Source organism: Motilimonas thetidivivens (genome assembly GCF_046452435.1).
In the GTDB taxonomy this organism is placed as follows: Bacteria; Pseudomonadota; Gammaproteobacteria; order Enterobacterales; family CBDFNC01; genus Motilimonas.
In genome coordinates, this window is record NZ_JBKFDK010000005.1 from 14,200 (window position 1) to 35,981 (window position 21,782).

Consider the following 21,782-nt stretch of genomic DNA (forward strand, 5'->3'; position numbering starts at 1 on the left):
GATAAAAATAATGAAAGAAATCCCTTTTCGCTGGATAGATAAGTACCTTATCCACCTTTCGATTCAACAAAAATTTTACTTGTTATTCTTTTTGCCTATTTTGGCCATGGTGATACTCGCTTTGATGCTGAACTCTGCGGCAAATAGCTTGGTCGATCGCACCTTACAAGAAGAGTTGCAGGTAATGAAAGGTTTGATTGAAGTTGGCCAGCTAAGTGAGCAGCAAGTGCGCTCCGTATTGAGTGGCAGTGAGTCGGTTAAGCTAGGCATGGGGCCTGATTCTATTGCTGTGTTGGATGGCAAGATAAACCTGTATGCCAGCCACCACTTAAACCTTTGGCAGGGGTTGAGTACGACTCAAGTGACTTTGATCGTGCTTTGCCTGAGTGTCATTATTTCTGTTGTTTACTACATTATGACTTTTATTGGTGGTGCCATGTTTGCCATGAATAAGGCGTTGCACACCTTAGCGCAGGGGGATTTAACACATCGCATGAACTACTTTAAGGTGCGTGACGAGTTTAGCACCATCGCTATCACCATAGATAAAGTCGCCGAGCGTGAACAAAAATTGGTATTAGCGATCCAAGAATCGGTCGCACTTATGCAACAAATTGGCTCTGAGTTGAAGCAAAGCTCTAAGGCCAGTACCGAATTGTCAAGGCATCAACAATCCCATCTAGACTCCCTTGCCAGTGCCACCGAGGAAATGGTGGCTACCATCGCCGAAATAACGCATTTAGCGCACGATGCCAGTGAAAAGACTAACCACGCCAGTCAGGTGGCAAAAGTGGGGCAACACAAGGTGACGGATACCTTAACGTCAATCTCCGCGTTAAGTAATGAAATTAACGCCGCTTCAGCAGCTGTAACTGAGCTTGATCGTAATGCAGCAAGAATCGATGAGGTGGTCACCACCATTCGCGGCATTTCTGAGCAAACTAATTTATTGGCGTTAAACGCAGCCATAGAAGCGGCGCGAGCAGGTGAACAAGGTCGAGGTTTTGCCGTGGTGGCCGATGAAGTGAGAACCTTGGCTAGTCGCACGCAACAAGCGACGGTTGAAATTCAAGGCATGATAGAAGCCTTGCAAGGAAACAGCCATTCACTCAGCAAACGCATGACGGTTACTGTGGATGCCGCTGAGCAAGGACAAAGTTTAATTAGCCAAGTGAATGATGAAATTGCGCAGCTAGCACAGCAAAATCAGGGTATTTCAGATGGCAGTATTCAAATCGCGACGGCTTCAGAAGAGCAAGGCGTTGTTGCTAATAGTATTGCTGAAAATGTGGAAGGGATCCGTGAACAATCCATCGAGGTTGGCGCCTTGATTGAGGCTAGTGCCAATAATGTAGAGCAATTGCACCGTCAAAGTAACGCGATGGAGCAGTTACTAAAAGGGCTTAAAGCCTAATTGATTAACAAGATGAAAATGCAGCGCTGATTATTTTCTGCATTTTCATCTTCAATGCGAATTAAAGATAAAGATCTAACACTGCTTTTGGCTCTAACTCTTCACCATCGAGCTCATTGTTCCAGTTTAAACCCACTAGTACTTCATCGGCGGCTAGGGTGGTTAACCAGTCTTCTAAAAATTCTTCCAGTGATAGCTTGGTGGGCACAAAGCTCGCCCATTCATCAACACAATGACACTGTGCATCTTCGGCTTGGCTCCAAAAAGGCATCACTTCTGAATCTTCAAACTCCGACGAATCTAGCGATAGCCATTGGCCTTGATCGTTACACAAACCCCAAACGGTTTCAGACTTGTGGCTGTCGGATACAAATAGGGCGGTGTTTTTTTTCACATCTTCGGTTAATTTAGACATAGTGCGCTCTCAGTGCTTGAAGTTAGAAATGGTAACAAGTTCGATTAAACCCGTTGAATATGGCAAGCATAAGAAGCTAGCGGGATAAAGTCTATATATCTTTAGCTGAAGTTGCGTGTTGGCGACGTTACATCAAGATAGCTCGGTATTAATGGTTACTCGAAATATCAAACAAAAACTCACCTTGCGCTGTGACAGCAAGGTGAGATTAACCTATCTCAATTGAGCGAAAGGCTTATTGCTTTTCTTGTTGTAAGCTTGGTAAGGCAGCTGGCGTGCGGGCTTTGACTAACAATACCACCATGGCTAGGGTAGCCATTGCCAAACCAAACACGGTTGAGGTGGCCATAGGTAAACCAAAGCCAATGCCTGCGTTGGCTAGGTAGGTAAAGGTCACGGCGGTCATGAAGGCGGCGGGTATGCTGCAGATCCAGTGGAATTTATTTTCACGTACTAGATAGGCGGCGGCTGCCCATAGCATGATCATAGCGGTGGTTTGGTTGGCCCAACCAAAGTAGCGCCAAATCACCCCGAACTCGGCATGGGTAATTAGATAACCAATAATAAACATAGGGATAGCGATTAATAAGCGCTTTGGCATGCTTTGTTGTGGCAGCTTTAAAAAATCAGCGATGATTAATCGTGCACTACGAAACGCGGTATCACCTGAGGTAATTGGCAATACAATCACACCTAAGATAGCCAAGATGCCACCCACGGTACCAAGCAATGAAGTTGATACTTCGTGTACCACGGCAGAGGGGCCGCCAGCGGCTAGAGTGGCGTTTAGGGCATCGGTGCTTTCGTAGAAAGATAAACCTAAGGTACACCAGATTAGGGCGATAACGCCTTCGCCTATCATGGCGCCATAGAACACAAAGCGACCCGATTTTTCATTTTGCATACAGCGCGCCATTAGTGGCGATTGGGTGGCATGAAATCCCGATACCGCGCCACAGGCGATGGTGATAAACAGCAGCGGCCATAAAGGTAAATCTGAAGGATGCAAGTTGCTAAAATCAATGCCTTGTGAATAGAAGGTGTGATCGCTTACCGCAAGGCCGATGACTAAGCCCACACTCATAAAAATGAGTAAGGCACCAAAGAAGGGATAAAAGCGGCCAATGATTTTATCGACAGGGACGATAGTGGCAATGATGTAATAAGCGAAAATAAGCGCAATCCAAACGCCAACGCCGGTGTCCGACAAATTACTTAGCAAGCCAGCTGGGCTTAGTACGAATACCACACCCACTAAAAGCAGTAACACCACGGCAAAGGCATTCATAAAGTGCTTGGCTACATTGCCTAGCTGTTGACCCACTATGGTGGGTACGCTGGCACCATTGGCGCGCACCGACATCATACCGGAAAAGTAATCGTGAACGGCACCGGCAAAGATACAGCCAATCACAATCCAAAGCATGGCAACCGGGCCATATAAAGCACCTAAGATAGGGCCGAAAATAGGGCCTACGCCTGCGATGTTGAGCAGTTGGATCAAGTACACTTTTTTGTTCGACATGGGCACAAAATCAACCCCGTCGGTCAGGGTATGAGCCGGAGTTTGGCGCTCGGGTTTAGGGCCAAAGATTTTCTCAATGACTTTACCGTAGGTAAAGTAGCCCGCCACTAATAGGCCGGTGCAGAGTAAAAACCACAACATACTTTCTTCCTTAATATATGAGTTAACCTCATTAGCCTATTAAAGATGCTTATATTTTGCGCCAGCTTTATGAGTGAGTGGTCATATTGGCTGGCTAAGCGGTTAAGTGGTGTGTTAAGCGGTTTTCCTAGGCACCATTCAGTTTGATTTTTAACCATGAACGACATTCGCCTTGATTTAAGAGCAAATGTGCTAAATTTTGTACCAAAGTTTAGCGCATTTTAAAATGTCTGAGCATCGCATCTGGGATTGCCCTGTAGCATTATCCCCTAAAGCAAAGCTTATTTGTAAACGGTTAAAATCTAACGGTAAGTTCTTTGTTTTCTGAAAGTGCATCGTCATCGAATTGTCGCCGACGCCATTACTGAAACACTGTTTTCGCTTTATGCCGACGGCCCCAGAGCTAAACCGCCCATTCCATCAGCATTATTAGCTATGGCAGTATTACTGCAAGCCTATGAGTAAGAGTCTGATGTAGGCACGACACTCGATGCTATGTTCGATGCACGTCGCTACCTCAGCAGTTCGTCAGCCAAAACAATATGGGCAAACAGGCCTTAGTGGTTCAGACATCTTAAGCCAGCTTATTCGGTTTATGATTAGTGGCAATAACTCAGGCTATCACCCGTTTTCTTTTGCTGCGCCCGTCGTTCTGATCAGATACCGCAAAACCAACCTCTTCAGCCTCAATATCCTTCTTTCCCACCAGGTTATTCAGCCACTTGCGCTGCACCAGACGGTAAATCACCAGACAGGCTTTCACCACCTCTTCACTCATCGACAGCAGATACACTAGGTATAAAGGCCATAGCCAGTGCAGGGCGCTGATATACACCAGCGGAATACCAATGCCCCACATACAGCACAGGTTAATCAGTGCAGAAAATTTAATATCGCCGCCGCTGCGCAATACACCTATCACCGCTACGGTGTTAAACACCTTAATAAACAGTGCTGCCGCCAGCACCAGCAATACATACACCGCGTTTTGCATGGTTTCAGTCCCCAGCTTGCCAAACAGCGGTACAATCTGCTCACTTAGCAAAAACAGGCTAATACCCACCAGCGCCGCAATACCCGTGCCGAGCCATAAAAACAGTTTGGATTGCGACCACGCATGTTCATAACGGTCGGCTCCCAGCTCATGACCCAGCATGGTTGAGCAGGCCAACGCAAAGCCCAGAAAAAACGCATAAATACAGCCTTCCAGCGGCGCCAGCAGACTCATGATCGCCAGCGCTTCTACCCCCATCTGACCGTAAATAAAGGTATACACCAGGGTACCCAGCGCCCAGCCGCCATCATGTAAAAGCACCGGAATCGCCACCCCGGCAAACAGCTTTACATGCTTGCGGGTTAGGGCTCCTTTCAGATCCTCCATTACCGGCATCAGCCATTGTTTTTGTCGCCATATCAGCCAGAGAATTAAAACTGTTTGCACCAGCCGCGCAATGGTCGTGCCCCAGGCACTGCCAGCCACGCCCAGCTCGGGAAAACCCAGGTTGCCAAAAATCAGCAGCCAGTTCAGGCCAATATTTACCGCAATAGCCACCACACTTATCAAGGTAGGGGGTTTACTGTCACCGGTGGCCCGCAGCGCCGCCTCAATCGGTACCACTAGGCAGGTAAACAGAAGTGAAATTCCAGTGATCTGCATATATTCCGCGCTCAGCGAAACCAGCTCAGCATCATCACTGGCGAGTTGCAAAAACTGCTCTGGCGCAAGGCTGTAGAGCACAATAAAGGGCACGGAAAAGACCGCCGAAGCCAAGATCGCCTGCAGCAGACAACGGCGGACCCCACCATTATCCTTATTGCCAAAATACTGCGCCGCCAGCACGTTTACCCCGCCGGTGATCCCCAAAATCAGCACCAGATTAAAATAGAAAATGCGATTGCTTAACCCCACCGCCGCAACGGACGACTCACCCAGCTGGCTTACCATCATAATGTCGACCAGCCCCAGCACTGCATAAAGTAACAGCTGCAGCGCAAAGGGCAGGGCAATAGCAAACAACCTTGAATAAAACGCCCGGTCGATTGTGGATTTGGATTGAGAGTGCATCTTACCTGCCTGTAGCCCATCACAGGGCCAATGGAAATAACTCATGCCACTATAAGCAGTGGGCAACTATCAGGAAATGGGATAAACTCGCATCAGCTTGATATAAACTATCAGGGAAAGGGAAAAGCGAGCAATGACAACACCATGGCAAGACTGTTTAGAGGTAGACGACGCTTGTGAAGAGCGCTTTATCAGCCCCGAAAGCACCGCGCCACTAGCCCTGAATCAGGTGCACTTATGTGGCGTGATGAAGGCAAAACAGCATTACCGCATTTGCCGCACTCGGCCCGGTTTTCATATCTTTATGTATACCATTAAAGGTCAGGCGAACCTGCTCACCCCTGATAAAACCCTCCCTATCGAAGCCAACACCCTGAGCCTGCTACCAGCCGACAGTATCAGTGGTTATGAGCTGGTGGGTGACGAATGGAAATGTGCTTGGTTAAGCGTCGACAATACCGGCCAGTGGCACATGTTGGCTGGTCGCGAGCCCGAAGTCATGTATTGCGAACAGGCCTTGTCGGTGTACCATCTGATGCATGCGCTATATCATGAGCTGAAATCTTCCCCATTGAGTGAGGGCAGCGCCGCAGGCTGCGGCCAGTTGCTGATGGAGTTGGTACGAAAATCACTGCAACAGCGCGCAACGGTCGACCCGGTAGAAGTAAAACTCAGGCAGCTGTTTAGTGAGGTAGAAAGCCAGTTGCATTACCCCTGGAGCATCGACGAGCTGGCGACGCGCATGCATTACTCGCCGCCACATTTTCACCGAATTTGCCTGAAGTATCTGCAGCAAAGCCCAAAGCAATATCTGTTGTCGTTAAAAATGGCCCGAGCCCGCCAGTTATTACAGGGCCAGCACCCCAGCATCAAACAGGTCGCCTATAGCTTGGGCTATGATGATGTGAGCTACTTTTCCAACCGGTTTAAAAAGTACTTTGGGGTGGCACCGGGAGCCGTACAGCGCGGTGCCAATGAGGCTTAGTCACAGCCAGGTTCAGACGCCTCATAAAACGGGTTGTTTTCTACAGGCTCAAACGCGGCCGGATCGGGCGGCGGCAGCTGCTTAACCACCTTACAGGGCGAGCCCACCGCTACCACATTGGCGGGAATATCTTTATTTACCACACTGCCAGCACCAATCACAGTATTGTCACCTATGCTGACTCCGGCTAGCACAATCGCCCCTGCGCCAATCCATACCCGGTTGCCAATATGAATGGGCTCCCCACACGAGATAGGCAAAACTCGGTTTTCAGCCAGCACAGGGTGACCAGCGGCACATAGCTGCACCCTTGGGCCAATCAGCACATTGTTGCCAATATGCACCTCAGCAATATCGGTCACCACCAGACCATAATTCACAAAGCCCCCCTTACCGAAAAAGATCTTTTCACCCAGATCGCAGTGAAAGGGCGGCACAATCGCGTTGTTGTGATAACTGCCTAGCAGTTCACCGAACAGCGCTCGGCGCTTATCTTCCTCACTGGGGTGGGTTTGATTAATCTGCCAAAGCAGATCCTGTGCCTTGCTCACCCTGGCCTGAAACGACGCGTTATAAGGCTCTAATGTGCTGAAATCTTCAATTGTTGAATGCATAATATCTCCCTGAAAACGAAGCGGAACGGGGTAAAGATATTGTGAGTATAAACACAACAACGCGCCCAGACAGTTGGATAAACTCGCATCGTTATGGGGGAAACTATCATGGAGAGAGGCTCAGTTGGTTTGTTGGCTCTTATCCCTTTGAGTTTTCGCTTCAGCTGAGGTTATTGCAAACCAAAATGTTGCTTAATGCCTTTTAAATAACGTCGGCTAACCGGTACTTTATGGCCTGATGGTGTGATGATATCGGCATTACCATTATCGTGAAGTTGAATTTCTTTGATGGCATGTTCGGCGATTAAGTACTGGCGATGACAGCGAAGCAGTGGGGTTTTTTGTTCTAAGGTTTTCAAGGTTAACTGAGTATGACTTTGCCCGCATGCAGTGATGACGTGAATGCCGCAATGATCACTTAGCACATATTCCACCTCGTTAAGGGCAATCAGGCGTATGGTTTGTTGGTAGTAGCAAGGCAGCACTGTGAGCTGTTCGGTTGCATCAAAGTTGACGGCTTTAGGTGCACAATCTTGGCGTAAGCGGGTGAGGGTTTGTTGCAATCTAGCGCCAGCGATGGGCTTTAAGATGTAATCAAACGCTTTTTCTTCAAAGGCTTTTACCGCAAACTCATCATAGGCGGTAACAAACACGATGCGGGGCAAGTGCAGCTCATCTAGCATGGCAGCTAACTCTAAGCCGGTAATTTTGGGCATTTGAATATCTAAGAAAATGAGATCAGGTTTCAGCTTGTTAATTAACGAGAGCGCTTCGATGGCGTTACTGGCCATGCCAATACACTCAAAGTCTGGCTCATCTTGCATCAGGTAGCTAAGTTCATCTCTGGCTAATGGCTCATCATCAATGATTAGGTAGCGGATCATTGGGCTAACTCCTTGGCAGAATGGTTAACAGGGGTGGGCAAGGGCAAACGAATACTGACGCAGGTTTTGATTTGTGGCTGACATTCAATGTCTAAGCCGAAGTTGGGGCCAAACTGGTTTTTAATCCGCTTATCTACGATATCTAAGCCTAAGCCATTATCCTTATCTTTTTCTTGTGGTTGTTGATATAGCCCTGCGTTATCAACTACCGATAGGCATAAGTAGTCAGCTTCGGCCTGCGCAGAAACTTTAATGACACCTTGCTCCAGCAATTGTGATGTGCCGTGTTTAATGGCGTTTTCGATAATTGGCTGTAGGGTAAAACAGGGCAGCATTAGATTGCGATATGCGGCTGGTATCTCTATTTCGACGGTTAAGCGATCACCAAAACGGGCTCGCTCTATGGTCAGGTAAGATTCCACATGCTTCAACTCTTCATCCAAGCTGGTGATATCGGCGCTGCGCTTGAGGTTTTTGCGGAAAAAATGAGATAGGTTGAGTAATAACTCCCGCGCTTTATCAGGATCGCTGCGGGTGACCGCGCTGATGGTATTGAGGGCGTTAAACAAAAAGTGCGGGTTAATTTGCGCGTGGATTAATTTCAGTTCAGATTCGGTTAACAAGCGTTTTTGCTCTAAAAATTGCCCAAATAGGATTTGGTTGGAAAGCAGTTTAGCTATCCCTTCACCCAAAGTTTTATTGATATTTAAGAATAGCTTATGCTTTGGTTCGTAGAGCTTGATGGTGCCTACCACTTCGCCGTCGCCAATGCGTAGCGGGATCACTATGGCTGAGCCCAGTTTGCAGTTTTTGTCTATGCTACAGCGATAGGGAAGGTTGATACCATCTGCAAACACCACTTTGCTTTCATTGATGGCGTTAAGGGTTAAGTCAGAGCAAATGGCACGTCCAACCACATGATGCTCATGGCCAAGTCCGCTAAAAGCCAAGACTTTTTGTTTGTCGGTCACAGCCACGGCGCCGACTTTGGTTTCTTCTAGTATGATATCGGCGATGCGCTGTGCGCTTTGTTGGTTTAACCCTTTGGCGGCAATGCCCACGGTGCGCTCGGCAATCAGCATGGCTTTGGCGGAAAACGCACTGGAAAACTTATCAAACATGGCTTTTTGATCGCGGATCATGTGCATAAACAGCGCAGCCCCTAGAGAGTTGGCGATGAGCATGGGCGGCGCAATCACGGTGACTAAGGCAAGTGCTTGGTCAAACGGCTTGGCAATCAATAAGATCACGCCCATCTGCATGGCTTCGGCGGCCAAAGTAATAAAACAGGCCAGCCAAGGGCTAAATAAGCCTTCGATGTTACGTTTTTTGACCAAATAGAGGTGCAATAAGCCGCCCATTAAGCCTTCGAGGGTGGTGGAAATCATACACGCCAGATCGGTAAATCCACCCAGGCTGTATCGATGAATGCCTCCCGTTAGACCAACCAATAGACCAACGACAGGGCCACCCAAGAGCCCACCCAATACCGCCCCCACCGCGCGGGTGTTGGCGATGGCCCCCTGTACCTCTAAGCCAAAATAGGTGCCCATGATACAAAAACCACTAAACACAATGTAAATCACTACTTTATGAGGCAGAGATACGGAAATAGACACTAAAGGCCTAAAAATAGGCGTTTTACTAAACAGGTACGCGATCACCAAAAATACGCTGAGCTGCTGGATCAAGGAGATGATTAAAGCCATAAACTGCGTTCCTGTCAGGATTAGCGCCAATCACAAAGGGCTAAAGTGCAAAAAGGGGACTTGTCTGTTTTTTCTAAATACTACAACAGCTTTAGGTAGAACTGTGTTAGCTGCCCCGCATAAAACGCTATCTTATAGGGCAGAAGTTGTTGCTTATATAGCCCTTCATTCACTTTTAACTTGATAAAAACTAAAACTGGCTTGCAAATCGGGGATTGATTGGTATTTTGTCATCTCGGCATTAGCCGAAATCTGAAAATGACCAATGTCGGAATTGGTTTAACGATAGGCGAAGTAAAGGCGATAAGTTTATGCCTGAGGCTTCAATATTCAACTCGAAATCTAAATAGTGGGTTTATCATGCAAAAAGATAATTTAAATAACGTTCATATTGCTTCAGAACAAGTGCTGATCACACCAGCAGAGCTAAAAGCAAAATTACCTGTGTCAGAGAAAGCGCTGCAATTTGTACAAGATGCGCGCGCAACTATCTCAGATATTATTCATGGTAAAGATCATCGTTTGCTGATCGTCTGTGGTCCTTGTTCCGTCCATGACCTAGACGCCGCTAAAGAATATGCCTATCGTTTGAAAAAATTGCATGATGAATATAAAGACACGCTATATATCGTAATGCGAGTCTATTTTGAAAAGCCGCGCACCACGGTTGGTTGGAAAGGCTTTATCAATGACCCACACATGGACAACTCGTTCGATGTTGAAACCGGTTTGCATCTTGGCCGTGAATTATTAGCTTGGATTGCTGAGCTGGAATTGCCGGTAGCAACGGAAGCGTTAGATCCGATTAGCCCGCAATACTTGGCCGAGCTATTTAGCTGGTCGGCAATTGGCGCGCGTACTACCGAATCACAAACTCACCGTGAAATGGCCAGTGGTTTATCTATGCCGGTTGGCTTTAAAAACGGCACTGACGGCAGCCTAGCGACGGCGATTAATGCGGCGCAATCCGCTGCGGCATCACACCGCTTTATGGGCATTAACCAAGAAGGCCAAGTGGCCTTACTGCAAACCCAAGGTAACCCAGATGGGCACGTTATTTTACGTGGTGGTAAACAGCCAAACTACGATTCGGTTAATGTGGCATTAGCCGAGCAAGAAATGGAAAAAGCAGGCCTGCGTCCAGCCATCATGGTCGATTGTAGCCATGCAAACTCAAGCAAAAATCACGAGTTGCAACCTAAGGTTTGTGACAATGTGATAGGTCAAATTCAAGCGGGTAACCGCTCTATCATAGGGGTGATGATTGAAAGCCACCTTAATGCAGGTAATCAAAGCGCGGAGTTACCACGTGACCAAATGCAATACGGTGTATCGGTAACCGATGCCTGTATCGATTGGGATACCACGGCGACCTTGCTTAAGAAAACCCATGATAGCCTGGTTGAGCCATTGCAGGCTCGTTTGGCCAAATAATAGGGAAAGCTATGGCGCATCCATTAGATAATTTACGTCATCAAATTGATGACGTTGACCAACAGTTAGTCGATTTACTGGCTCGCCGCCTAGCCCTTGTGCATCAAGTCGGTGAAGTGAAAAGTGAACACGGTTTACCGATTTATGCCCCTGAGCGTGAAGCCGCTATGCTGGCTAAACGTCGCGATGAGGCGGAAAATAAAGGGGTGCCGCCCGATCTGATTGAAGATATTTTACGCCGCATCATGCGTGAGTCTTATGCCAGCGAAAATGACACCGGCTTTAAAACCGTGAATCCTGATTTACGTTACGCCGTGGTCATTGGTGGTGGCGGACAACTGGGTAAGCTATTCGTTAAAATGCTGCGTTTATCTGGCTATCAAGTTGAAGTGGTTGAAAAGCAAGATTGGCACAAAGCGGATGATTTACTGCGTCAAGCGGGGCTGGTTATCGTGGCGGTGCCGATTGAGGTAACCGAAGCCACCATAGCTAAGCTAAGCCAATTGCCTAAAGATTGTGTGTTGGCCGACATTACCAGTACTAAATCTGGCCCATTGCAAGCCATGTTAGCGGTGCATGACGGTCCGGTGGTGGGTTTACACCCTATGTTTGGCCCAGATATTTCAAGCTTTGCTAAGCAGGTGATTGCCTATTGTGATGGCCGTGAGCCTGAGCAATATCAATGGTTGATTACCCAGATGCAAATTTGGGGCGCGCGTTTGTATCCTACTTCTGCTGCTGCCCATGATGAAGCCATGACCTTGATCCAAGCGCTGCGCCACTTCACCAGTTATGCCTATGGCGTACATTTGGCTGCGGTGGATGCTGATGTGAAACAGTTGCTTGAGCTGTCATCGCCGATTTATCGCTTAGAGCTGGCGATGGTGGGGCGTTTATTTGCCCAAGATCCTGAGCTGTATGCTGACATTATTATGTCTAATCCCGATAACCTGAAAATGATCCATTCTTATCATGACTCATTAGGGGAATCGGTGAAGCTGCTCGAAGCAGGTGATAAGGCGGGATTTGTGGCGTCGTTCAATCGAGTCAGTGAATGGTTTGGCGATTATGCACAGCTGTTTATGAAAGAGAGCAAAGCCTTGTTACAGCAAGCTCATGACAGCCGTCATTATCAAGACGAAAAATAATTCAGTAAATAAAAGGAGCTTCGGCTCCTTTTTTAGTTCTAAAGAAATGATTTTCAAACTAGTTTTGGCATTCTAATTGGCGCTGAGTTAACTCGGCTTCGATATCTATTATTTTACGTTTGTAACTGGCTTTGACGAGCTGATAGTTAAGCTCAGGAGCAAACCAAAGATGCAATTTACGATCTTTTTTTCGCACTTGGCTGATCTTGATGGCCTTAATATCTTGCCCTTTTACCTTAATGGTTTCTTCCCCTTGCGCTTGAAAATAGTAGCGACTGGTTTTATCGCTTTTTTGCAGCACAAAATCAAACTCGCTGGCGCTTTGAGTCATTAGGTAGTGACGCATTTGTACTGCTATGGCTTCAAAATCGACGATGGGCTGTTCTAAATCCGAATAATCTTTGCTTTCGCCGTTCAGGGTAAGTTTGCTGTTTAAGGAATTTTCACTGAAGTGCGCTTGGGTTGAGGTGTCGCTAAAACCTTTAACGTCTTGTGTATATTCACGCGTTAAATAACGTTGTTGAATTGGGCTCCAACTGAGCTGAGCATGATGGGAGCCACTAAACTTGAACATCAAAAATGACACCCTACCCGAGGTTGAGGCCTTGATGTCATGGCCTTGCCAGACTTGTTGACGTTGAATTTTGCCAACGTTACTGCCTTTGTAGGTTAGCTGATAGTCGAGTATGTCGGTACAGGTTTGTGGCTGTGGGGTGAGCTCACTTGCGAGCGACGACATCGACCATGCACTCGACAGCAAGACAGTTGAGGTAATGATGGCGTGTGCTAGTTGTTTACACCCTATTAGGTTTAAATGCACCACTGACTCTCCTGTTTGCTGTTAGTGTCTGTTTGACCTTAATCCACTCTGTCTCGTGTCACTAAATTGACCGACTAGACAAGTTTGCTGAGGGCGCCAAATACTTCTAACTGCTGAGTTTGGTCGGCTTCAATATCCAGTACAGTACCTTGTAAGCCTAAGGCCATAAAGTCTTTATTTAACAGTAGCATTTCTTCTTTAGCAAGGAGACCTTGCGGGCGCATCAAAATAGGCAACTGCGAGTGGGCTTTTAAGCGACAGGTTTGCAGCAAGTTAAGCTGGCCAACTTCGTTTTGATAGTAACCCTGTTCGCATAAGATGACCTGCTGATTGCCTTGCTCCATGATGGTGGTTGCACTGCTTAACCAGTTTTCGTTATTGGCTGTGGTGGCGCGACATAAGACGACAGGGCGATGTTGACGGCCGACTTGCTCGAGTAGCTCAACATGGTGCATTTGCTCGCCATTTAACCAAAGCATATCGGCATATTTTGCAGCCGTGCTAACTTCATTGAGTTGCTTAACGGGCAGTATCAACGCCAAGTTTAATGATTTTGCGTGGCGCTGGCAGGCTTGCCAACATTGTCCTTGTTGTTGGCTACTTAACGCGTTATCCAGATTGATTAAAATACGCTGCACTCCCGCATTTTTGAGTGGTTGTGCAGCGTTAATAAAGTCATCGGCATTGGCAATACTCAGGCTAGCAATGAGCTGAAATTTTGCCGAGGCGTCATGGTTAGGGGAGAGTCCTGCCAAGTTTTCTGGGGTGCTGTCGGTTTCATCTTGGTGATGAATTTTGGCCAATTGGGCTACTGGCACTTGGGTTGCCTTGACTTCATTACTGGGATAGCAGCCTAGCACCTTGAGATACTGGGTTTGCGGGGTAATGTCATTGAGGGCTTGTTGCATCGCTGGCTCATTCAAGTTCGCGGCTAAGTCGATGTAAAACATTTCTTCCCAAGGATTCCCTTGGATCGGGCGAGACTCGAGTTTAGTAAGGATCAAATTGTATTGTTTAAATACGCTTAAGACATTTAGTAAGGCTCCCGCACTTTGGGCGGTAGCGAGTACTAAGGTGGTTTTTGCGGGAATTTGACTGGTGACCTTAATCGCCTGTCGTGCCACTAGGATATAGCGGCTTAAGTTATCTTGCTGATTGGTGACCGGCGCTTGCAGTAATTGCAACGTTTCAATAAGAGGCTGCTGGCGGCTGCATATTAATGCGGCGCTGGCATCTTGCTCGGCTTTGCTGATGGCCTCACTGCTGCTGTGACAATATACCAAGGCTACTTGTTCAAGCTGTTGCAAAAAATGGCTCGATTGCTGCGCAATTTGCGGCGTGCTATAAATGGTTTTAACTTGCGCTAAGGTAAGGGAATGCGGTGAATATAGGCCATACTCTGTATCTAATACGATTTCACCGACAATGGATAAGCTCGTGTGCTGGAGCAAATCATAGACTTCATTGATACTGCCCGCACTGGTGTTTTCGATAGGCAAGATGGCCATATCCGCATTGCCATGTTCGACTTCATGAATGGTTTGTTTGAAATGTTTACAGGGCCATTCAATCAAAACTTTGCCTTGTCGGTTTAAGTATTTTTGCCCGGCAAATAAGCTTTCACTATCGGCAACATAAGCGAGCCTTGTTTGCGCCATGGTTAAATCAGGATTGACCAACTGTTGCAGATAGACCTGTTGGGAGCGCACTGAGTCTTCTAAGATGGTGTGATAAATTTCAGTAATGTAATGTGCGTCTAATCCCAGATCTTTGCCTTGAATAATGAGCCGCTCGAGGAGCGCCTGTTCGCGCTCTTCGTCCCTTACCGGTCTTGGGTTAGCTTGTTTGCTGCGGGCAACGTCAAGGGCGATGGCCTTGCGTTTGGCTAATAGGGCTAATAATTGACTATCAAGTTCGGTGATAGAGCGTCTAATTTCTTCTAAATCTAAGCTGGCCATACATTTTCCTGAATAAAAAAACCTCCCCTAGGGGAGGTTTATTATGTCTATTTTAAACTGTTTTACCAACTGCAGTCTTACGCAGCAATTTCTTCCTCTTCTTCTACCGCACGCTTGTGCGCACCGGAGCGTTGTGCATTAGGTTTATCTACATGTTTATGAAGTTGTTTTTCTAACTTTTGGCCAAGCTTATTAATGGCGACATAAAGATCGTCATGGCTGGCGGTAGCAAATAAATCCCCATTTGGAATGCCGATGGCCGCTTCAATTTTAAATCCTTTAGGCTCCTGAGTAATGATGAAGTGCGGCTTGATTAAGGGGATCTGCATTTTTTCTAATCGATCAAATCGAGCTGTGATTTTTTCACGCATTGGGGTAGTAATTGTCATGTGTTTACTTGTGATTTCTATAGTCATAAATAACGCCCCTGTTTGAATGTTTTTTCTTTGGTTCCCTTTCAGATTACGATTTTTTAGAAATAAAAATGTGATCTTGATCGGTGTTTTGATTGAGGGAATTTCTATCACTAAAAATTATGATCTAGGCGAGTTTATACCGAATTAATCCGGAATTTTGCTTGTTTTCAACTACACCCTATAGCAATATTGAATGGATAAGCGGGGTGGGTTTAATCATCGTATAGCTGTTTTCGCTAGGTTAATGTTGTTGAATCTACCTCTTCACCATCTCGGTGTTGCCTCTCAAGTAATAAATCAAATTTATCAAATATTAGCTATATAGATAACGAAATGGGGGAAGCCTAAGTTATCATGTCGTATTTACACAAACTAAGTTCAAACTATTTGATATATGTTTAAAGGGATATTTAGTAAAAAGGCTGATGATGCCGAAGAAGCCCATCAACTCGACTCACCAGAGATACCCTTAGCGAGAGCCAAATTGGTAGAGTCTCGATCAGATGCTAATCCATACGAAGGACAAAGTGTTTTTTGGTATTGGGATGTGGGCCAAGACCGAATTGTGTTTCAAGGTTGTAATTCAACCAAAATGCAAAAGGTGGCTACACAGACTGAGCTGACTAGTCAGCGTTTGATTGAATTTGTTTGCCCTGAAGATCGCGCCGCATTTCGTGTTTTTTTAGATGAGGCATGGCGAGGAGAAGCGCCTGCGCCAATGGAGTACCGCATGATTGCTCCCGATGGCGAAGAGTTTTGGGTGGTAACGGCTTTAAGTACGCCAATTTTAGATGATCTGAGTAAGCCTTGTATCCTTGCTACGACTACCGAGCAAACCCTCTATCGCAGTGCCAATGAACTACGTCAAAGACAAAATGATCTGTTGTTGCATCTGGCAACCGATCCTGCCTTAAGTCAAGGTGACAGTGCCAATTTCTTTGCCCATTTGGCCAAACATCTATTTGAGTTATTTAAATTACGCCACATTAGTCTATGGATGGCCAATGATACTGTGACATCCCTAACCTGCGTGGAGTATCGAGGAGATGGCTTTGGCAAATTAGGAGAGGTGCTATTACGTCAAGATCATCCTGCCTTTTTTAGCTCAGTAACCGAAAGCAAAATTATTGTGTCCAGTGATATGGCCTTTGCCCCTCACTCGCAAAGTTTAGAAGTGCCTGAGCATATCAGCTCTAGCATGCAGGCGAGTATTGTTGCCGAAGGGGTGGTTAAAGGGGTCATTCTATGTCAAGCCGCAGGTAAGATGCGCCAGTGGAGCATCGATGAACAAGCGTTTTTAAAATCAGTTGCTGCCTTAGCTGCGCGAGTGATGGAGATGGCGCAGCGCGGGCTACAAGAAAAAGCGCGATTGCAACGTGAAGGGTTAATTGATGTGGTTTCCAGTGCGATTTCAGCACAAACAGGACAAAGTTTTTTTAATGCCTTAGTTACTGAGTTAGCTAAGGCATTAAAAATGCGTAGCGCCATGTTGTGTGAAATTGAATCGGATTACACGGCGCGCACCTTAGCCATGGTTGAAGATGGCGAGCTGCAACAAAGTATGATTTTTTATACTGTGGGCTCACCTTGTGAGAGAGTCGCTGAAGCCGGTCCGCAGATATTTAAGAAAGAGGTAAAGAAATACTTCCCAGATTGTGGTGAATTTGTTGACTGGCAAGTTGAAGGATATGTCGCTTGGCCATTGCATAATGCTCGCGAACAAATTATCGGTTATCTGGTGTTAATGACTGACGATGTCATTGTTGATGATGAAAATGTAAAAGCCTTGCTTACTACTTTTTCGGTGCGCGCCTCGGCTGAATTAGTGCGAAAACAAGACGAAGCGCAAATGAAGCTGTCGGCGGTGGCCTTTGAAACCAACGAAGGTATTATTATCGCCGATCCTAATGCACTGATTCTGCGTGTTAACCATGCTTTTACCGATATTACTGGTTATAGCGCTGATGAAGTAGCTGGCCAAGATATCAGCATTTTAAATGGTGAGCGTCGAAGTGACCAAGATATCTCTTTATCGCAAAAGTTAGATGAAGATGGGAAATGGAGCGGTGAATGTTGGCGTTTGCGTAAAAACGGTGAGCTTTATCCCCAATGGGAAACCATTACCTCGGTGCGTGACGATGACGGTAATGTGACCCATTACGTGATTTGTTTCGAAGATATGTCGGAGCGTAAAGCCGCCGAAAAACGCATTGAAAACTTAGCGTATTATGATGAGTTAACTGGCTTACCCAATCGGCGCATGTTACTTGAAAGTTTGTCTGATGCTTTTGAGCAAGCCCGAGCCAATAATATGGTGGGCGCTTTACTGTTTATCGATCTTGATCATTTCAAAACCATTAATGATTCATTAGGTCACGCCGCAGGCGATTGGATTTTAGAGCAGGTGGCTAGTCGCTTGCGTAATATGATCCGAGATGACGATATTTTAGCGCGTTTAGGGGGCGATGAATTTGTCTTATTACTCCCTGATCTATCAGAAAACCCGCCTCATGCCGAGCAGCAAGCCAACATTGTTGGTGAACGTTTGATCCAAATTGTGTCTGCACCATATCACTATGGCGAGCAAACCTTACACATAGGAGCCAGCGTTGGGGTTACTTTATTCCCGGGTAAAAAACAAAGTGCGAGCGATTTATTAAAACAAGCCGATACGGCCATGTATCAAGCCAAATCAGCGGGACGCAAAACCTTAATGTTCTTTGATATTGGCATGCAAAAACAGGCCGATAAACGTTTGACCATACATAATGCTTTGCGCTCAGCGATAGAGAAAAACGAATTACTGTTGCACTATCAGCCCCAGCATATGGTAAGTACAGGGGAAATCGTTGGTGTTGAAGCGCTGATCCGCTGGCAACCAGAAGGCAAAATGATGGTCAGTCCGGTGGAGTTTATTCCGATCGCCGAGGAAAGCGATTTGATTATCGAAATCGGTTACTGGGTATTGGTTGAGTCATGTAAGCAGTATATGCGCTGGGTTGAGCAAGATATTCACATACCTCAAATCGCCGTGAATGTCAGTGCTAAACAATTTCACCATCCTGATTTTGTCGAGCAAGTGGAAGAAGCCTTAAGAATATCGGGCATGGAGCCGAGTTTTCTCAATTTAGAGATCACTGAGTCTGTGGTTCTTGGCCATGCTGAAGAAACCATTCGTAAAATGACCTTACTAAAAGATAAAGGTATCAGCTTTTCGGTGGATGATTTTGGTGCGGGTTATTCTTCTTTGTCGTATTTAAAACGTTTACCAGCCGATGAGCTTAAGATAGATAGATCATTTATCCGCGATATACCAAGAGATACCCGCGATATGGCCATTGTTGAAGCGGTATTGGCGCTGGCTAAACACATGGGCTTTAGTGTCACTGCCGAAGGTGCTGAGACAAGACAACAGCTGGAGTTTTTACAAAAGCAAGAATGTAACTTTTATCAAGGTTATTTAGCCAGCAAGCCCATCACAGGTGACGCCATCGTTCGATATGTCAAACGGCTAAAAACTATCTAGTTATCACGACAGTGGCTGTTGATGTCGCTGTTGTGACATTCTGTCGCAAAGTCTATTCATCTTTATTTGATTTTATTGGTTTTCTGTTAGACTTGTCGCTTCATTTGACTTAGTGAATGTGACAAGGAAAGTTTCATGCAGTTTAAGTATTTAATGCTGCTAGCCAGTTTGCTCAGTACGCCCGTTTTAGCCGGAAAAATATATACTTGGACCGATGCAAACGGGACGGTGCATTACAGCTCAACACCTAAAATTGATGCCAACGCTAAGCAGTTTGACGTGGCGGCCACCAATGTCATCAAAACCGATCCTATTGCTACAAAAGTCGCTTCAAACACCAAACACGACAAAGAATACTCGCAACAAGATGTTGCCGACATGATCAGCCGTGAGCTGTGTCAAGGGGCTAAGCGTAAATTGCGTTTTAGCACCGAAATGATCAACAGTGGTCACTATGAATGGAAGGGTAATAAGTTTAACAAAGAGCATGTTAAAAGCATGCAAAACACCGCTAAGCAGCAGATTAAGGATTTTTGTTAAGGTGTTTGCAGGGCGAGTGTGCGAGAGGACGAAATGTAAGCAAACTAGAGAACCAATTGATAATTCTTATACGAAGCGCCGTGAAATCGCCTTTCAATAATTGCTGTGGACGTAACTGCTTCATCCTTGCGACAGATTTCGAATATAGAAACATCACGACATTCATGCGTTTGCCCCGGCTCATAACCCTGCTTAGCTGCTCTTTTCGACCTTAGTTATCGTGCAAATTGGCATAGAAAATCCAAAAGCTTAAATAGCTTGCTCTTGTTGAATTTAACAATTACCGCTACCCTCTAGGTACGTTTTTTTTCAATATGTTAAGCATGTTTTGGGGTTGTAGTTTGATGGGGAAACTTCGTTTTTATTGGTGGTTTATCGGGTTAAATTTTCTATTCGTAGTTACTTCAACGGCAAACCCGCTGCCAACTGATGCAAAGCATGCTATTGCTATGCATGGCGACGTTAAATATCCCGCCGGTTTTAAACATTTTGATTATGTTAACCCTGATGCGCCAAAAGGCGGAGCCTTTAAGCGAGCCTCTCGGGGCACCTTTGATTCCTTCAATCCGTTTATCGTAAAAGGGACGCCGGCTGATGGGGTAGGCCTAATTTATGACACCTTGATGACGCAATCTAGTGATGAGGCGTTTACTGAATACGGTTTAATTGCTAATGGCATTGCAGTTGCGCCGGATTACAGTTCGGTGACATTTTGGCTTAACCCCAAAGCGCGATTTCACGATGGCCACCCCATAACCAGTGAAGATGTGGTATTTAGCTTTAATACCTTATTTGAGCAAGGTGCTCCCCATTATAAATCCTATTATGCGGGGGTAGAGCAGGTCGTTGCACTAGACTCACATCAGGTTCGTTTTGATCTTAAACCTGGTGATAACCGCGAGTTGCCTCTCATTCTGGGTCAGTTGACCATCTTACCTAAGCACTTTTGGCAGCAGCATGATTTCACTAAATCGAGTTTAGTCATCCCCTTAGGCTCTGGGCCTTATCAAATCGTGTCTTTCGATGCTGGCAGAAAAGTGGTTTATCGCCGAGTTGAAAATTACTGGGCGAAAGACCTAAACGTAAATGTGGGGCGTTATAATTTTGATGAGATGATCTTTGATTACTTTCGCGATACTACCGTGGCTTTTCAGGCCTTTAAAGCGGGGGTATTTGATTTTCATCAGGAGTATTCTGCTAAAAACTGGGCCACGGGTTATACGGGTAAGGTATTTGATCAACAGCAGATAGTTCGCCGTCAGTTAAGTGATGCTAACCCGCAGGGTATGCAGGGCTTTTTCTTTAATTTACGCCGTGACAAGTTTAGCTCGCCCAAAGTGCGTGAGGCGATTGGGTTGATGTTTGATTTTGAGTGGCTTAATCGGCAATTTTTTTATCAAGCTTATACCCGAGGAGATAGTTTTTTCGCCAACTCTGAACTGGCGGCTCAAGGTGAGCCGAGCGAGGAGGAATTAGCGATCCTTGAGCCTTATCGAGACTCACTCCCTGCTGATGTATTTGGACCCGCTTATCGCCCTGAGCCAACCTTAGGTGATGGCAATATTCGTGCGCAAATGCGCCAAGCGGTTGCGCTATTGGCCGAGGCAGGTTATGAGCTAAAAGGCGGGCGTTTACTGGATGCCAAGGGGCAGCAATTGTCTTTTGAGTTTTTAGTTTATGACAAGGGATTTGAGCGCATTATCCAGCCGTTTCGGCGTAATTTAAGCCGGATTGGTATCGCCACCGAAATCCGTTTGGTGGATATTTCCCAGTATATTAATCGGCTTACTAGTTTTGACTTTGATATTACGACTCTGCGTCAGGGACAATCTAGCTCTCCGGGCAATGAGCAGCCTTTATACTGGAGCTGTGAGGCGGCCAAGACGCCGGGCTCAAGAAATTACGCCGGGGTATGTGATCCGGTTGTCGACAAGTTAGTGGATGGCTTAATTTCGGCGCAAAGCCGTAAGGATTTGGTGCTGCACACCCAAGCCTTAGATAGGGTTTTGCGGCAACTTCATTTTGTTATTCCACAATGGTATAGCCCTTATCATCGCATCGCTTATTGGGATAAGTTTGCTCAGCCTGAGACGAAACCCACATACGATATTGGCCTAGATACTTGGTGGTACAAAAGCGCAAAGGAAGCAGACCAAGATGAATAGTTGTCTTAGATACGTTGCAGTTA

Annotated in this window: 16 protein-coding genes; 7 read left to right on the top strand and 9 right to left on the bottom strand. The window is 46.2% G+C overall.

Annotated elements, in window-relative coordinates; genetic code table 11:
• Window positions 1-10 precede the first annotated feature (10 nt).
• Entirely contained in the window at window positions 11-1,414 is a 1,404-nt protein-coding gene (locus ACK8OT_RS05310; protein ID WP_410195464.1) for a methyl-accepting chemotaxis protein, read from the top strand.
• A gap of 61 nt (window positions 1,415-1,475) precedes the next feature.
• Here the strand turns inward: ACK8OT_RS05310 and ACK8OT_RS05315 are convergent, their stop codons facing one another.
• The 3 genes from ACK8OT_RS05315 to ACK8OT_RS05325 form a co-directional block, all read right to left on the bottom strand.
• Entirely contained in the window at window positions 1,476-1,829 is a 354-nt protein-coding gene (locus ACK8OT_RS05315) for a DUF2750 domain-containing protein (protein ID WP_410195465.1), read from the bottom strand.
• Window positions 1,830-2,064: 235 nt separating this feature from the next.
• Window positions 2,065-3,495, bottom strand: coding sequence for a carbon starvation CstA family protein (locus tag ACK8OT_RS05320; protein WP_410195466.1), 1,431 nt, complete (start codon window positions 3,493-3,495; stop codon window positions 2,065-2,067).
• Window positions 3,496-4,108: 613 nt separating this feature from the next.
• Window positions 4,109-5,560 carry an MATE family efflux transporter gene (locus tag ACK8OT_RS05325; protein WP_410195467.1) on the bottom strand — a complete coding sequence of 484 codons (1,452 nt, stop codon included), beginning with the start codon at window positions 5,558-5,560 and terminating at the stop codon, window positions 4,109-4,111.
• A 133-nt stretch (window positions 5,561-5,693) separates the two neighbouring features.
• Between ACK8OT_RS05325 and ACK8OT_RS05330 the strand changes: the two genes are divergently transcribed.
• Window positions 5,694-6,545 (top strand): AraC family transcriptional regulator, encoded by an 852-nt coding sequence (locus ACK8OT_RS05330; RefSeq protein ID WP_410195468.1) that lies wholly within the window; start codon window positions 5,694-5,696, stop codon window positions 6,543-6,545.
• Here the strand turns inward: ACK8OT_RS05330 and ACK8OT_RS05335 are convergent.
• The 3 genes from ACK8OT_RS05335 to ACK8OT_RS05345 all read right to left on the bottom strand — a co-directional run bounded on the left by ACK8OT_RS05335 (window position 6,542) and on the right by ACK8OT_RS05345 (window position 9,752).
• Window positions 6,542-7,159 carry a sugar O-acetyltransferase gene (locus tag ACK8OT_RS05335; protein ID WP_410195469.1) on the bottom strand — a complete coding sequence of 206 codons (618 nt, stop codon included), beginning with the start codon at window positions 7,157-7,159 and terminating at the stop codon, window positions 6,542-6,544. The two genes, ACK8OT_RS05330 and ACK8OT_RS05335, sit on opposite strands and share 4 nt — an antisense overlap.
• A gap of 170 nt (window positions 7,160-7,329) precedes the next feature.
• On the bottom strand, window positions 7,330-8,043 hold the full coding sequence (btsR, locus tag ACK8OT_RS05340; protein ID WP_410195470.1) for a two-component system response regulator BtsR: 714 nt from the start codon (window positions 8,041-8,043) through the stop codon (window positions 7,330-7,332).
• Window positions 8,040-9,752, bottom strand: coding sequence for a LytS/YhcK type 5TM receptor domain-containing protein (locus tag ACK8OT_RS05345; RefSeq protein WP_410195471.1), 1,713 nt, complete (start codon window positions 9,750-9,752; stop codon window positions 8,040-8,042). The genes btsR and ACK8OT_RS05345 overlap by 4 nt, the downstream gene beginning before the upstream one ends.
• 360 nt (window positions 9,753-10,112) lie before the next feature.
• Between ACK8OT_RS05345 and ACK8OT_RS05350 the strand changes: the two genes are divergently transcribed.
• Window positions 10,113-11,186 carry a 3-deoxy-7-phosphoheptulonate synthase gene (locus tag ACK8OT_RS05350; RefSeq protein WP_410195472.1) on the top strand — a complete coding sequence of 358 codons (1,074 nt, stop codon included), beginning with the start codon at window positions 10,113-10,115 and terminating at the stop codon, window positions 11,184-11,186.
• 11 nt (window positions 11,187-11,197) lie between these two features.
• Entirely contained in the window at window positions 11,198-12,334 is a 1,137-nt protein-coding gene (gene tyrA, locus ACK8OT_RS05355) for a bifunctional chorismate mutase/prephenate dehydrogenase (RefSeq protein ID WP_410195473.1), read from the top strand.
• Between the two features lie 58 nt (window positions 12,335-12,392).
• On the opposite strand, the gene ACK8OT_RS05360 is transcribed toward tyrA, so the two are convergent.
• The 3 genes from ACK8OT_RS05360 to hpf all read right to left on the bottom strand — a co-directional run bounded on the left by ACK8OT_RS05360 (window position 12,393) and on the right by hpf (window position 15,528).
• Complete coding sequence (locus tag ACK8OT_RS05360; RefSeq protein ID WP_410195474.1) at window positions 12,393-13,154, bottom strand: DUF3108 domain-containing protein; 762 nt, start codon at window positions 13,152-13,154, stop codon at window positions 12,393-12,395.
• A gap of 74 nt (window positions 13,155-13,228) precedes the next feature.
• Window positions 13,229-15,112: a chorismate mutase gene (locus tag ACK8OT_RS05365; protein ID WP_410195475.1), complete on the bottom strand. Its 1,884-nt coding sequence runs from the start codon at window positions 15,110-15,112 to the stop codon at window positions 13,229-13,231.
• A 77-nt stretch (window positions 15,113-15,189) separates the two neighbouring features.
• Window positions 15,190-15,528 carry a ribosome hibernation-promoting factor, HPF/YfiA family gene (hpf, locus tag ACK8OT_RS05370; protein ID WP_410195476.1) on the bottom strand — a complete coding sequence of 113 codons (339 nt, stop codon included), beginning with the start codon at window positions 15,526-15,528 and terminating at the stop codon, window positions 15,190-15,192.
• Window positions 15,529-15,922: 394 nt separating this feature from the next.
• Here hpf and ACK8OT_RS05375 point away from each other — a divergent pair, with 394 nt between their 5' ends.
• The 3 genes from ACK8OT_RS05375 (at window position 15,923) to ACK8OT_RS05385 (ending at window position 21,759) form a co-directional block, all read left to right on the top strand.
• Window positions 15,923-19,054, top strand: a complete 3,132-nt coding sequence (locus ACK8OT_RS05375; RefSeq protein WP_410195477.1) for a sensor domain-containing phosphodiesterase — start codon at window positions 15,923-15,925, stop codon at window positions 19,052-19,054.
• A 135-nt stretch (window positions 19,055-19,189) separates the two neighbouring features.
• Window positions 19,190-19,594, top strand: a complete 405-nt coding sequence (locus ACK8OT_RS05380; protein ID WP_410195478.1) for a DUF4124 domain-containing protein — start codon at window positions 19,190-19,192, stop codon at window positions 19,592-19,594.
• 344 nt (window positions 19,595-19,938) lie between these two features.
• Window positions 19,939-21,759 (top strand): extracellular solute-binding protein, encoded by a 1,821-nt coding sequence (locus tag ACK8OT_RS05385; RefSeq protein ID WP_410195479.1) that lies wholly within the window; start codon window positions 19,939-19,941, stop codon window positions 21,757-21,759.
• Window positions 21,760-21,782: the final 23 nt, after the last annotated feature.

Bases quoted from the DNA above. Each gene is read 5' to 3' on its own strand.
- ACK8OT_RS05345 (WP_410195471.1), bottom strand. From the start codon at position 9,752: ATGGCTTTAATCATCTCCTTGATCCAGCAGCTCAGCGTATTTTTGGTG.
- ACK8OT_RS05325 (WP_410195467.1), bottom strand. From the start codon at position 5,560: ATGCACTCTCAATCCAAATCCACAATCGACCGGGCGTTTTATTCAAGG.
- ACK8OT_RS05385 (WP_410195479.1), top strand. From the start codon at position 19,939: ATGGGGAAACTTCGTTTTTATTGGTGGTTTATCGGGTTAAATTTTCTA.
- ACK8OT_RS05375 (WP_410195477.1), top strand. From the start codon at position 15,923: ATGTTTAAAGGGATATTTAGTAAAAAGGCTGATGATGCCGAAGAAGCC.
- ACK8OT_RS05310 (WP_410195464.1), top strand. From the start codon at position 11: ATGAAAGAAATCCCTTTTCGCTGGATAGATAAGTACCTTATCCACCTT.
- tyrA (WP_410195473.1), top strand. From the start codon at position 11,198: ATGGCGCATCCATTAGATAATTTACGTCATCAAATTGATGACGTTGAC.
- ACK8OT_RS05365 (WP_410195475.1), bottom strand. From the start codon at position 15,112: ATGGCCAGCTTAGATTTAGAAGAAATTAGACGCTCTATCACCGAACTT.
- ACK8OT_RS05335 (WP_410195469.1), bottom strand. From the start codon at position 7,159: ATGCATTCAACAATTGAAGATTTCAGCACATTAGAGCCTTATAACGCG.
- ACK8OT_RS05380 (WP_410195478.1), top strand. From the start codon at position 19,190: ATGCAGTTTAAGTATTTAATGCTGCTAGCCAGTTTGCTCAGTACGCCC.
- ACK8OT_RS05350 (WP_410195472.1), top strand. From the start codon at position 10,113: ATGCAAAAAGATAATTTAAATAACGTTCATATTGCTTCAGAACAAGTG.
- ACK8OT_RS05330 (WP_410195468.1), top strand. From the start codon at position 5,694: ATGACAACACCATGGCAAGACTGTTTAGAGGTAGACGACGCTTGTGAA.
- btsR (WP_410195470.1), bottom strand. From the start codon at position 8,043: ATGATCCGCTACCTAATCATTGATGATGAGCCATTAGCCAGAGATGAA.
- ACK8OT_RS05315 (WP_410195465.1), bottom strand. From the start codon at position 1,829: ATGTCTAAATTAACCGAAGATGTGAAAAAAAACACCGCCCTATTTGTA.
- hpf (WP_410195476.1), bottom strand. From the start codon at position 15,528: ATGACTATAGAAATCACAAGTAAACACATGACAATTACTACCCCAATG.
- ACK8OT_RS05320 (WP_410195466.1), bottom strand. From the start codon at position 3,495: ATGTTGTGGTTTTTACTCTGCACCGGCCTATTAGTGGCGGGCTACTTT.